Origin of the sequence: Mesorhizobium sp. M0771 (assembly GCF_040320155.1) — a bacterium.
Lineage (GTDB): Bacteria > Pseudomonadota > Alphaproteobacteria > Rhizobiales > Rhizobiaceae > Mesorhizobium.
This window is the reverse complement of sequence record NZ_JAMYPC010000003.1, coordinates 344490-356993: the sequence shown is the minus strand read 5'-3', so window position 1 is coordinate 356993 and position 12504 is coordinate 344490. Positions and strand designations below refer to the sequence as shown.

The window sequence follows — 12504 nt, the reverse complement described above, 5'->3', positions numbered from 1 at the left end:
GGAGCTATCCATGAAACGTTCGCTGCAAATCGTGGCGGTCACGGTGGCCGCGGTATCATCATTGGGGTTGTCGATAAGCGGCAGTTCCGCCGCTTCGCCGGCTGTCACGGCCGACCCAAACGCCAAGGTGGAATACACCGGCACGCTTTCGGTCCTGACGAAGTTCGGGCTGCAACAGCTGTCGCCGTATTTCGTCAACCTGGCACAGGCCTATGAGAAGCTCCATCCGGATGTGAAGGTCGAACTTATCCAGGAGAGCGACGACAGCGTGAAGGGCAAGACCAAGACGCTGGTCGCTTCCAACTCGCTGCCCGATATCTATTTCTCCTGGACAGGCAGCTGGGGTGGCAATTTCGTGCGCGGCAATCGCGCCGTTGATCTCACGCCCGTCATTGCTGCCGATACCGAGTGGGGCAAGTCGCTGTCTCCAGCCGCCGTCAAGGCGTTCCAATACAACGGCAAGTTCTATGGCATTCCGCTTTACCAGGATGCCAAGTTCATGGGCTACAACAAGCAGATCTTCGCCAAGCTCAGCCTCAAGGCACCCGGCACTTTCGAGGAATTGCTGACCAGCTGCGACGCCATCCGCAAATCCGGCGTGACACCGATCTCCTTCGGCAACAAGGAGGCCTGGCCGGCAATCCACTTTGCAGGCCAGCTGCTCGCCTACAACGTGCCGCAGGCAACGCTGGAACGCGACTTCGATCCGGCCACCGCCCAATACAGCGATCCAGGCTACGTCGCAGCACTCAAGCAGTTCAGCCAGCTTGTCGAGCGCTGCACCGATGGCGCCGGCGTCAACGGCACATCCTATGCTTCGGCTCTCCAGGCCTTCACCAACGCCCAGTCGGCTATGTACTACCAGGAAATCATCGAGTTCGATCAGGCCGCCACGCCGGAGTCGGCGTTAAAGCCCGCCGATTTCGGATTCTTCCGGCTGCCGGTGCCCGCTGGCGCAAAGGGTGACGCCAAGTCGATCGAGGGCGCGCCGGAGGGCTACATGATCAATGCGGCATCGAAGAACATCCCGCTGGCGATCGATTTCATGAAGTTCGTGACTTCCAAGGAAAATGCGCAGGTGCTGTCTGCGCCACCCTATGGCCAGCCGAGCGCCACCATCGGCGGCGCCTCGGAATCGAACATGAGCGCGGCTGTGGTCGATGGCCTCAAGGATATCAACGCCGCCTCATACCTCATGCCCTGGCTGGATACGGCCAACCCACCGCGCGTCGCCGCCGTCTGGCTGTCCAGCTTGCAGGCGCTGGCGGGCGGCTCGATGACGCCCGAGCAAGTGATGGACGAGGTGCGCAAAGCCGCATCCGCGGCCAAATAAAACAGACCATGGCAAGGGCCTCGGACACAGTGGACAGCGGCGCCGATATTCGCGGCGTCGCCAAGCCGCAACGGCCAAAGAGCCGGCGGGCCTGTTTCGCCAACCTGTTGTCGTTGCGATGGGCGGCGATCGCGCTCATCCTCATCGGCTGGTTCGTCTATTATCCGATCGTCGACAATTTCATCGTCAGCACCACTGACCAGGACATCTACACCGGCGAGGTCACCAATGTCGGCCTCGCCAATTACGACCGGCTGCTGCATGACCCGGTCGTGCTGCTGGCGCTGTGGAACAACTGCCTCTACGCTCTCATCTCCGTCATCTTCCAGGTCTTCGGCGCGTTCCTGCTGGCGGCCATCATCGAGGACCTGAAGAGCGAACGCTGGCGCCGCCTGTGGCGCGCCGTCTATTTCGTCCCGTCGGCCATCTCGATCACGGTGACGGGCCTGCTGTTTTATTTCATCTACCAGCCGCAGATCGGCTTGCTGGATGCCGCGCTCAGCCGTGTTGGACTGAGCCAGCTCGTCATGCCTTGGCTCGGCAATGAGCACACCGCCATCTATGCCATCATCGCCATGAGCCAATGGCAGGGTTTTGGCTATTCGACGCTGCTGTTCGCCATTGCCATCCAGAAGATCCCGCGCGACCTCTACGATGCCGCAACGATCGACGGCGCGGGTCCGCTTCGCCGCCTGTGGAGCATCACCTTTCCGCTCACCCGGGAAATGACGGGGTTGATGATCATCGTCACCATCACGGGCGCGTTCCAGGTGTTCAACGAGGTTATGGTGATGACCGCAGGCGGGCCCAACAACAGCAGCCAGGTGCTGGGCACGTGGCTCTACCAGAAGGCCTTCATCGAGGACAATTTCGGCTATGGCGCGGCGATCGCCGCCGTCATCTTCATGTTGACCATGCTCACAGGTGCGGCACAGCTCTGGTACACCAAGCGCCGCCGGGTGCAGCTATGAGTGCGATGGTCGCAGCCGGTCGCAGCCGGAACGTGAATGTGTGGTCGGTCATCGCCAGGACATTGCTCTATTCGTTCCTGGTCTGCCTTGGTGTCGTCGTAATCTATCCGCTGATCTGGATGGCGCTGAGCGGCTTCAAGGACAATGCGCAGATCTTCGGCGATCCCTTCGCCCTGCCCACCCATTGGTCGTGGAACAATTACATGCAGGCATGGAACCAGGGCGTGCGTGGCTACGTGACAGTCTCGGTGCTGGTGACCGTCGCTTCGGCCATATGCACCGTCCTGATCAGCGCCTGGACGGCCTTCGGCCTGACCCGCACGAAGATGCCGGCAAAGCCGCTGGTTATCGCCATCGTTCTGGGCGGCTTGATGCTGAGCCCCACAGTGGCGATCATTCCACTGGTGAAGATGTTGCAGGCGCTCGGTCTCTACAACACCTACTGGGCGCTGATCATTCTCTACACGGCGTTCCGGGTGCCGTTCACCACCTTCCTCATCCGCGCCTACATGCTGGATCTGCCTGAAGACATCGACGAGGCGGCGACGATGGATGGCGCCAGCGAGGGTCAGATCTTCTGGCGCATTACCTTGCCGCTGTGCCGGCCGATAATCATCTCCTGCGTCATCCTGCACGTCCTGTTCGCCTGGAACGAATATCTCTTCGCCATGATCTTCACGAGCGGCTCGGATGTGCAGACGCTGCCGGTCGGACTGACGTCGATCATGGCAACGCACGGGACCAACTATGCCGTGGTGTTCGCGGCCATGACGATCTCGGCGCTGCCTATCGTGATCGTGTTCTTTGCCGCGCAACGCTACTTCATCCGTGGCTTGGCCGAAGGCATCGGCAAATAACAATTCCCGAAAGGAGCCTTCATGCCGCAGCTCGCTGCTCATCAGCTGATCGGAGCCAATTTCAGCTTCCAGCACTTCCCCTTGGATGAGGTCGCCAGGACGATCCGAGGCGAGATCGAGCTGTGGGGGATTGCCCAGCATCTGGACCTGTTCCACGCCACGGACGCGCGTGTCGAATCCGTTCGCCGGATACTCGCCGACAACGAGCTGTCGGCCTGGTGCTTTACGCCTGAGCAGGTGTTGTATCCAATCAACATTGCCTCCGGCGACGCCGCACTGCGCCAGGACAGCATCGAGCGGTTTTGCCGTGCAGCCGACATCTGCGCGGCGCTTGGCGCCCGCTGTCTCTTCCTGACGCCCGGCCGGGGCTACGAGAGCCAATCCCGGCAACCGGCATGGGACCGCGCGGTCGACGCGATCGGCGAGATCGCCCGGCATGCCGCCGCAAACGAGGTGCGCTGCCTGCTCGAGCCGTTGCAGCGGTTCGAGAGCAACCTCGTCAATGATGCGGCAGGCCTGCGCCAAATGCTGGACGAGGTGGGCGCTGAAAACATCGACGTCGTGCTGGACACTGTCGCCATGGCCACGGCCGGCGACACCGTGGCCGGCTATGTCGACCTGTTCGGCTCGCGGCTGGCGCATGTCCATCTGGTCGACGGCACGCCAGGCGGGCATCTGGTGTGGGGGGATGGCACGCTGCCGCTCGGCCACTATGTCAGCGAGCTCGCGCGCCTCGGCTATGCCGGAAAGTTCACCTTCGAGCCGTTCGGCAACGGCTCCTACGCGCTCGATCCGGTAAAAGCCTGGACACGCTGCCTTGGCGCCATCGCGCCATACCTCAATTGCGCAACGGTGCCGGCATGAGGTCGAAGAAGCTTATCGCGGTCGGGGACAATTGCCTTGATGCCTATTTGACCAACAACTTGATGACGGTGGGCGGCAACGCCTTGAATGTCGCGGCGCAATGGCGGCGCAACGGCTGGTCCGCCCGCTATTTCGGCGCCGTCGGGAACGATCCCGAAGGCGACGTGGTGCTTGCCGAGCTGGCAGGTGCCGGCCTATCCCCCGACGACGTCGAACGGCGTCCCGGCGATACGGCCGTCACCTTGCTGCGCGATGAATCCGGCGACCGGAAGTTCCTGCACGAATCCTTCGGTGTGGGCGAAAACTTCATGCCGCTGCCCGCGCATTATGCGGTCATCGCCGCGGCCGACTGGGTGCATCTCGGCACCAACGCCAACAAGCACCTTGTCCAACGATTGGTGGCGGACCATGTGCCGTTCAGCATCGATCTATCGACCGCCCATATGGCGCTGCCGCTCGATGGTGTCCCGCTTTTGTTTGCGTCCGGACCGGACGATGTCGATGTTCCCATCGAGCCATCGCTGGGCGCGCTCAGGGCGGCCGGCGCAAGGCAGGTAGTTTTGACCTGTGGTCGACGCGGCTCCTACTTCGACGATGGCACGAATGTCGTGCATGCGCCGGCGACGCTTGTCGATGTCGTGGATACGTGTGGCGCCGGCGACAGTTTCATTGCCACTTTCCTCGCCGGCTTCCATTTCGGCGGCCTCGGCGCCCTGGAGGCATTGCACAGGGCGTCGATCGCGGCGGCGCAGACCTGCACCCATCTTGGCGGGTTTCCCCAGAGACCGCGTCCGATACCCGATTGGCTGCCAGCCAAATATGCCAGCTTCATTGTCGATGCGCAGGGAGCCCAAGCGTGACTACAATTCGTTTGCGGCAGCCTGCGGTCGCGCTTGCATCTGACCGGTCGTTTTGGCTGCAGGACATTGCCGCCGCCCCCGCAACCGAGCCATTGCGAGGCGACGAGCGCGCCGACGTGGTGATCGTCGGTGGCGGCTATACCGGTCTGTGGACGGCGCTGCGGATCCTTGAGCTGGCGCCGCAAACGCGGGTGGTCATCCTTGAAGCCGATCTGTGCGGATCGGGGGCCTCGGGGCGCAACGGCGGTCAGGTCCATTCATGGTTCGCCGAAATCGACCAGATCAGTGCGGTCGTCGGTCTCGAGGAAGCGCGCCTGCTGTGCGCCGACACGGTGGCATCGATCGCGGAGCTGAAGACGCTGCAGCAAAACGGCACCATAGACATGGACCTGAGGCTGGACGGATGGTTGTGGACAGCAAGCTCCATTGCGCAGGAAGGCGCTTGGGAGACCGCCGTGGCCTTGACGGCGGCTGTTGGAGAAAACCGTTTCAGCCCGCTGACAGCCGAGGACATTCAACGCCGCACCGGTTCATCGGCCTCCTATGTCGGCGTGGTCGAGACCACTGCCGGCACGGTCCATCCCGCCAAACTTGCCATCGGATTGCGCAAGTTGGCACTGGCACGCAGCGTCATCATCCATGAGCGCAGCCCGGTCCTCGCCATCGAACCCGGCATGACATGCACGGTGCGCACGGCGCATGGCGCGGTACGGGCTGACAAAATCGTGCTTGCCGCCAACGCCTGGCTTTCCGCGCTGCCGGAACTGCGGCGGCATCTTTATGTGGTCGGCAGCGAGGTGATTGCCACTGCCGCCGTTCCCGAACTGCTCGACAGCATCGGCTGGCGCGACGGTGCCTCGATCTGCGATTCCCAGGCCCAGGTGCTCTACTACCAGCGCACCATCGGGGGCAGGGTGGTCTTCGGTCGTGGCAGCGGCAACGTCGCCTTCAGTGGAAATTTCGGCGCCAGCTTCAACCGCAGCCCGGAGCACGGTCGCGACAATATGCGAGAGCTGCATCGGGTCTACCCCTCGCTGCGCGGTGTGGCGATCGAATATGACTGGTCGGGGCCGATCGACTGCGTGCCTGAACACGTTCCTGTCTTCGACCACCTGCGCGATCATCCCAATATCTTCTACGGCATGGGATTTAACGGCACCGGCATCGCGCAGACGCCGATAGCCGGACGCATTCTGGCGAGCCTGGTGCTCGAGCGAAAGGATCGCTGGAGCGAAAGTGGTCTGGTCGGCATCGAGCGGCGCATGTCGCTGCCGCCCGAGCCTTTGCGTTATCTCGGCGCCAGGCTTGTCCGCGCCGCGATGCGCCGCAAGAACGAGGCCGAGATCCGCAACCGAAAGGCGGGCAGGATCACCAATCTTCTGGCGGCCCTGAAGCCAGGCAGGCCCAAGAAGTAGCCGGGCATCTGGCTCATCGTCACGCTCTTCAAACCATGAGCCGGCACGTGCCGTCCCGATGACGGTGGACGCGGCATTGCGATCAGGGTGCTTGCTGGGTTGATCGACGTACATTCTTAAAGCGGAGTGCGTCGACCTTGTTCTAACGTATTCATGTGGGCCGTATCGCCATCACACCTATGCTTGGCGCACTTGCGGCTTTCCATTCGAGGGCGGGCCAACGGATCCGCGTGCAATGATGGCGGTCGGCAAAACGAGCTTTTCCGCCGGGCGGGAATCTCCCTTCAATCGCCGGATGAGCAATTCCGCGACGCTCTTGCCAAGCGCGTAGACGGGCTGGTCGATAACGGTGATGGGCGGCGTGGTGACGCTCGTCCAGTCCGCATCATGGAAAGTGATGAGCGAAATGTCGTCGGGAACCCGCAGGCCGCGCTCGCGGGTCACCTTGAAGATCTCCAGCGCAATGACGCTGTCGGAGGCGAGGATCGCCGTCGGCCGATCCGGCGCCGACAGCATCTCGCCGGCAACCCTGCGCGTTTCGGTGGGGCTTGTCGCGCCAAGGCGAACAAAGCGTTCTGGCCGATCAAGTCCGGCCTCTCGGCACACGGTGAGGAAACCGTCGATGCGCTCACGGACCGACGAGGTGTAGATCTGCCCGAGATCGCGGTACTCGTGCCCTTCGGCGTCGACCGCGGTCACATAGGCGATGTTGCGGTGGCCGGCATCGGCTAGAAAGCGGGTCGCCAGCATGGCGATGCCGCGATCGTCGGTCGTGACCGTATCGACATCCAGATCTGCCAGCGCCCTATCCAGCAGGGCAAGCGGTCGGCCCGAGCGGTGGATATCGCGCAGGTGCGCGATGTCGCGCGATTCCGACGGCGTGACGATCAGCCCGTCGACGCGCTTGCCGATGAGCAGTTTCACGGCCGCCTTTTCCGCCTCGATCTTCTCGCCGGAATTGGCCAGGATGACGTTGAACCCGGCTGCCTTTGCCGCGTCGCTGATGCCGCGTACCGCGAGGCTGAAGAACGGGTTCTCGATGTCGCCGACAACCACGCCGATGATGCCGGAGCGGCCGGTCGTCATGCTGCGGGCGAGCTCGTTCGCACGATAGTCCAAGGCCTTGGCCGCGGCCATGACTTCCGCGCGGATCATGTCGCTGACGACGCCGTATCCGCCGAGCACGCGCGCGGCTGTCGCTTTCGAAACATTGGCCGCGCGGGCGACGTCGCTGACCGTTATCGACGGGGTCTTGGGGGCGGTTCTTTTCATCGGATGACGACTACAAGAGTTGTTGACGGGAGGTCAACGTGGCGATAACGATTAACAAAGAGACCGGTCTCACGCAATATGAGACCGGTCTCTTTAAAAGGAGTGGAGCCGAGAGGCATGACGGACCGTGATTTCGGCAAGGGCATGTCGGGGCGCCAGATGGCGGCTCGACGGAAATACCAAGAAGAACAGACCTTCAGAGTGGAGAAAGACATGAGCAGCAAAGAAATTCTCAAGTCGTTGATGTGCCCGGTCAGAACCGGCGCAATGGCTCTTATGGCGATGTGCCTCGGCGCCGGGCTGGTTTCAGGAGCGGCCGCCGCGGATGACAATCCCTATGGCCTTATTGATGCGAAGGTCATTAGCGTCGGAACCATGGGCGATGCCAAACCCTACGCTTTCACCCAGGCCGATGGGTCGTTCACCGGCTTCGACATCGAATTGTTCCGCAACGTCGCGAGCCGCCTTGGCTTCAAGCCCGACCAGGTGATCTTCACCGGCCAGGAATTCTCGGCGCTGATGCCTTCGGTTGCAAACGAGCGCTTCGATGTCGCGGTCGCGGCAATCGGCACGACGGAAGCACGCAAGAAGACCGTCGACTTTTCCGACGGGTATATCGCAGGCTATCTCTCCGTGCTTACCGCCGACAAGGCGATCACGGCGGCGGACGGGCTCAAGGGCAAACGTCTCGGCGTCGTACAAGGCACGCTCCAGGAAATCTACGCGGCGAAGAATTTTGTCGGAACCGATCTCGTCAAATTCCCCGACAACAACTCCGCCGTTTCGGCGCTTAACAACGGAACCGTGGATGCCCACTTCCTCGATTACGAGGCCGCCAAGGACTATGGCCTTCGCTACCCGAACCTGAAGATCGCGGTCAATATTCCTTCCTTTGACGCGCCGGCCGGCTTTGTCCTGCGCAAGGGCAACGACAAGCTCCGCAATGCGCTGAACACCGCCCTTCACGCGGCCATGCAGGACGGCACCTGGAAGACGCTTTATGAAAAGTGGTTCCCCGGCTCGCCGATGCCCGACCAGTATCTTCCCAAGAAGTAGACCGTACCGGCCGCTGGCTTTCATGCTGGCGGCCGGATTACGCCTCCGTCCTTGATGCGGACGATGTGAATAGCGCAACCAAAAGGGGGGCGAATGAACTGGCTCGAAAACCTGCGGCGCAGTTTCCTCGACTGGCAGGCCATGGCGGACGTGCTGCCCAGCATGATCACCATCGGATTGAAGAACACCTTGATCCTCGCGGCCGCGTCGACGGTACTGGGTGTCATCCTCGGCATGATCCTGGCGGTCATGGGCATCTCGCAATCGCGCTGGCTGCGCATTCCGGCGCGGGTCTACACGGATATATTCCGTGGGCTGCCGGCGATCGTCACCATCCTGCTGATAGGCCAGGGCTTTGCCCGCATCGGCCGTGAAATCTTCGGCCCTTCGCCCTTTCCGCTCGGCATTCTTGCGCTGAGCCTGATCGCCGGCGCCTATATCGGCGAAATATTCCGCTCGGGCATCCAGAGCGTCGAGCGCGGGCAGATGGAGGCCTGCAGGGCGCTCAGCATGAGCTACGGCCAAGGCATGCGCCTGATCGTGATCCCGCAAGGCATCCGCCGCGTCTTGCCGGCCCTCGTCAACCAGTTCATCGGCAACGTCAAGGATTCAAGCCTTGTCTACTTCCTCGGTCTGCTCGCCTCGGAGCGCGAGATCTTCCGTGTCGGTCAGGACCAGGCAGTGGTCACCGGAAATCTCTCGCCATTGCTTCTGGCCGGCGTGTTCTATCTCGTCATCACCGTGCCGTTGACCCATGTGGTCAACTACATCGACAACTCGCTGCGGGTCGGAAAGCAAAAGGCCGGCCTCGTCATCAGCGGCCTGGCCGAAGTGAGCGAACTCGAGGGCGCCACCGGCAGTGCACCTTCGGAGGCCGGCTCTGATGCCCGCTCAGCGCTGCCCCGCTTCAAGGGCGGCAGTCTCGCCATCACCGATCTCGACATGGCCTATGGCGACCTCGATGTTCTCAAAGGCGTCAGCCTGGCAGTCAAGCCTGGCACGGTCACATGCGTGATCGGCCCATCAGGTTCGGGCAAGTCGACCCTGCTGCGCTGCCTCAACCGCCTGGTCGAGCCCAAGGGCGGTGAGGTGTTGCTCGATGGTGCGAGCATCCTGGCGATGAAGCCTGAAAAACTGCGCCGGCGTGTCGGCATGGTTTTCCAGCAGTTCAATCTGTTTCCCGACCACACCGCGCTCGAAAACGTCATGCTGTCGCTGACCAAGGTAAAGGGGCTCCCTGTACAGGAAGCTGAGCGCATCGCCGAGGCGCGCCTTGCCGACGTCGGGCTTGCGACCCGCAAACACCATCGTCCAGGGAGCCTTTCCGGTGGCCAGCAGCAGCGTGTGGCAATCGCTCGTGCATTGGCGATGGACCCGGAGGTCATCTTGTTCGATGAGGTAACAAGCGCACTCGATCCAGAACTCGTGAAGGGTGTGCTCAACCTCATGGCGGATCTCGGCCGGCGCGGCATGACAATGGTCGTGGTGACGCATGAAATGGGCTTCGCCCGCAAGGTCGCCGATCAGGTCGTCTTCATGGATGAAGGCCGCATCATCGAGGCCGGCACGCCTGCCGCGATTTTCGACACGCCGAAAAGCCCGCGTCTGAAGCACTTCCTTGCCGAAGTGCTTTGATCACGCATGAGCCCTTCAAGACGGCCGCCCAAACCAACCTCCACCAGTGAAAGATATCTCATGGCTGCATCACATCAGGTTTCCAAGGTCGTTGTTGTCGGCGGCGGCATTTTTGGCGTCTCCTCGGCCGTTCATCTTGCAAGGCTCGGCATCGAGACCGTGCTGGTCAATGATGGACCGCTCGCCAAGGGAGCTTCCGGCCGCTCGCTCGCCTGGATCAATTCGGCGCGCAGGCGCTCGGCTGAATATCATCGCCTGCGCATGATCGGTATCGACCGCTACCGCAGTTTGTCGGCGCGATGCCCGGATGCCGCCTGGCTGCGTTTCGACGGTGGCCTGACGTGGGATGCGGACGATGCCTCAAACGAGATCGCCGATGTCTTCGCTCACGAAAAACGTCTCGGCTATGATGCGCAGCATCTGTCCGCGGACGCCATAAGGTTGGTCACGCCGGGTGTCTGCGCAAGCGCTGTCACGCCTCAAGGCGCGATCTTCAACGCGGGCGAGGGCTGGGTCGACCTGCCGTCGCTGATCGAAATATTGATCGCGGAATTCGTGGAGCGGGGCGGCCAGGTGGTCACCGAGGCCGGAAGCGCTACCGTCACCGTCGCCAACGGCCGCGCCACCGGCGTCACCACCACCAGCGGGATCAGCTTCGCCGCCAACGCGGTGCTTCTGGCGACCGGTGCGGATGTGCCGCGAATGGTCGCCGTGGCCGGTCAGCGTATTGCCGATGGGACACCGATCGCGCTGCTGGTCAGGACCAAGCCAGTCGACTTGCCTCTACGCGCCGTGCTCAACACGCCGCGCGTCGCCATCCGGCCGACGCCTGATGGCGCCCTCGCGCTCGATTCTGCCTGGTCGGAAGAAGAGGTGGTAGTCAATCCGGACGGGACTTATCGCGTAAAAGCATCGACCATCCAGGGGCTTCTCGACGAAGCGTCGAATGTTCTCGACGGTCATCCGAAATTGGAATTGGAGAGCTACGGTGTCGGGCCCAAGCCGATCCCCGGAGACGGCGAGCCGGTCTTCGGCCAGTTGCGGGAGATCGAGGGGTATTACGTCGCCTTCAGCCACAGCGGCGCAACACTTGGCTTGATTGCCGGCGAACTGCTTGCAACCGAGATCGCCACCGGAACAGAGCACCCACTCCTTGCAAGCTTTCGACCGTCTCGATTTTCACTTTAGCCCGCCAATTCGCCTCGGAATGGGATGTAATGTGGCATGCCTGGAGTTTCGCTAGCCGAGACGGCGGCCGCCTGGCCGCTTACGCGCACCTGACAAGCGAATATGTTCTGGAACATTTTCTCCACGTTGAAGTTGGACAGCGCCAGGACCGTCGTTCGTCCAAGCTCAACCAGCGCTGAGAAATTCCATGACCAACCAACACCCCAAGACTAAACAGCCCACGGACAAGGATCTGCGAGACAACCCGGGAATCGGCACCTCGAAGGGCGCGGTCAAGGGCGGCGATATGCTCGACGAGAACGATGCTCTCGATGGGGACAATACGTTCGAAGGCGATGTCGAGAACGATGTCACGCCTCAGGGCGGCATCAATCCTGACCAGACCGGACGCACGAACAAGTAGGAGGCGCCTTGCCATGGCCGGCCGGAAGACCCACGAGCAGCAGCTGCGCATCATCGAAAAGCGCGAGAACATCAGCAATGCCGGCGACGATTTCAATGCCGAGGATGAGCTGAAGAGAACCAAGCAGGAGCGCGAGGCGCGGCAAGACGGCGCCAATCTGCGCGACGAGGGCGTGGAATTGACCGACAAGGACGATCGCCAGATGATCCGCGGCGAAAACCAGGAGAGCGAGCACCACAAGCGCAGGCAGGACGACTAAGCCTGTCGTCTTTAAGGCTATCGAGGAGCCATGCCAGACTACCGGCACGCCAGGCACCGCATGGTCGAGGCGCACATCGCCCGCCGCGGTGTGCGCGACGAACGAGTCCTTTCGCCACTGAGGCGGAATCCCGCGCGAGAAATCGTCGACGAGGGGTGCGAGGAGTTCGCCTATGGGGACGGTCCGGGCGGCGTTGCGCTCTGGCTATAGGGACCTGCGAAGACGCGACCTGAACATCGGCCAGCTCTGCCGCGAGCGCTTTTGGCGATCAGACAGCCTCGGCCACTACATGCAATCCTCGGCCTCGCAGCAGTTCGATGCCTTCGTCTGTTCGATCGCGCCTCGCCTGTTCAGCCGCTGACTGCCGAACAGCGCCTCATCGGGTGGTACT

At 62.2% G+C, this 12504-nt stretch carries 13 protein-coding genes; 12 read left to right on the top strand and 1 reads right to left on the bottom strand.

The features are described 5' to 3' along the window. Positions 1-10 precede the first annotated feature (10 nt). From NKI05_RS07115 to NKI05_RS07090, 6 genes are read left to right on the top strand one after another with little or no spacing between them, the layout of a single operon-like run. Positions 11-1333 carry an ABC transporter substrate-binding protein gene (locus NKI05_RS07115; protein ID WP_023815126.1) on the top strand — a complete coding sequence of 441 codons (1323 nt, stop codon included), beginning with the start codon at positions 11-13 and terminating at the stop codon, positions 1331-1333. An 8-nt stretch (positions 1334-1341) separates the two neighbouring features. After that, complete coding sequence (locus tag NKI05_RS07110) at positions 1342-2304, top strand: carbohydrate ABC transporter permease (RefSeq protein ID WP_023815127.1); 963 nt, start codon at positions 1342-1344, stop codon at positions 2302-2304. After that, positions 2301-3161 carry a carbohydrate ABC transporter permease gene (locus tag NKI05_RS07105; RefSeq protein WP_352511413.1) on the top strand — a complete coding sequence of 287 codons (861 nt, stop codon included), beginning with the start codon at positions 2301-2303 and terminating at the stop codon, positions 3159-3161. Before NKI05_RS07110 ends, NKI05_RS07105 begins: the two co-directional genes overlap by 4 nt. 21 nt (positions 3162-3182) lie before the next feature. Beyond that, complete coding sequence (locus tag NKI05_RS07100) at positions 3183-4025, top strand: sugar phosphate isomerase/epimerase family protein (RefSeq protein WP_352792285.1); 843 nt, start codon at positions 3183-3185, stop codon at positions 4023-4025. Next, positions 4022-4885 (top strand): PfkB family carbohydrate kinase, encoded by an 864-nt coding sequence (locus NKI05_RS07095; RefSeq protein WP_023749047.1) that lies wholly within the window; start codon positions 4022-4024, stop codon positions 4883-4885. The genes NKI05_RS07100 and NKI05_RS07095 overlap by 4 nt, the downstream gene beginning before the upstream one ends. After that, positions 4882-6300 (top strand): NAD(P)/FAD-dependent oxidoreductase, encoded by a 1419-nt coding sequence (locus NKI05_RS07090; RefSeq protein ID WP_023815131.1) that lies wholly within the window; start codon positions 4882-4884, stop codon positions 6298-6300. The genes NKI05_RS07095 and NKI05_RS07090 overlap by 4 nt, the downstream gene beginning before the upstream one ends. Positions 6301-6477: 177 nt before the next feature. Here NKI05_RS07090 and NKI05_RS07085 read toward each other — a convergent pair whose 3' ends face one another. Next, on the bottom strand, positions 6478-7572 hold the full coding sequence (locus NKI05_RS07085; protein ID WP_352654952.1) for a LacI family DNA-binding transcriptional regulator: 1095 nt from the start codon (positions 7570-7572) through the stop codon (positions 6478-6480). 213 nt (positions 7573-7785) lie between these two features. On the opposite strand from NKI05_RS07085, the gene NKI05_RS07080 reads away from it, so the two are divergent. The 6 genes from NKI05_RS07080 to NKI05_RS07055 all read left to right on the top strand — a co-directional run bounded on the left by NKI05_RS07080 (position 7786) and on the right by NKI05_RS07055 (position 12474). Continuing rightward, positions 7786-8628, top strand: a complete 843-nt coding sequence (locus tag NKI05_RS07080) for an ABC transporter substrate-binding protein (protein WP_023732310.1) — start codon at positions 7786-7788, stop codon at positions 8626-8628. A gap of 93 nt (positions 8629-8721) precedes the next feature. Continuing rightward, positions 8722-10263, top strand: coding sequence for an amino acid ABC transporter permease/ATP-binding protein (locus NKI05_RS07075; RefSeq protein ID WP_023667755.1), 1542 nt, complete (start codon positions 8722-8724; stop codon positions 10261-10263). Positions 10264-10323: 60 nt separating this feature from the next. Next, positions 10324-11451, top strand: coding sequence for an NAD(P)/FAD-dependent oxidoreductase (locus NKI05_RS07070; RefSeq protein WP_023695155.1), 1128 nt, complete (start codon positions 10324-10326; stop codon positions 11449-11451). 187 nt (positions 11452-11638) lie between these two features. Continuing rightward, on the top strand, positions 11639-11854 hold the full coding sequence (locus NKI05_RS07065) for a hypothetical protein (protein WP_023667757.1): 216 nt from the start codon (positions 11639-11641) through the stop codon (positions 11852-11854). Positions 11855-11867: 13 nt separating this feature from the next. Further along, positions 11868-12113: a hypothetical protein gene (locus NKI05_RS07060; protein ID WP_023815133.1), complete on the top strand. Its 246-nt coding sequence runs from the start codon at positions 11868-11870 to the stop codon at positions 12111-12113. Between the two features lie 172 nt (positions 12114-12285). Beyond that, complete coding sequence (locus tag NKI05_RS07055) at positions 12286-12474, top strand: hypothetical protein (RefSeq protein WP_023732307.1); 189 nt, start codon at positions 12286-12288, stop codon at positions 12472-12474. Positions 12475-12504: the final 30 nt, after the last annotated feature.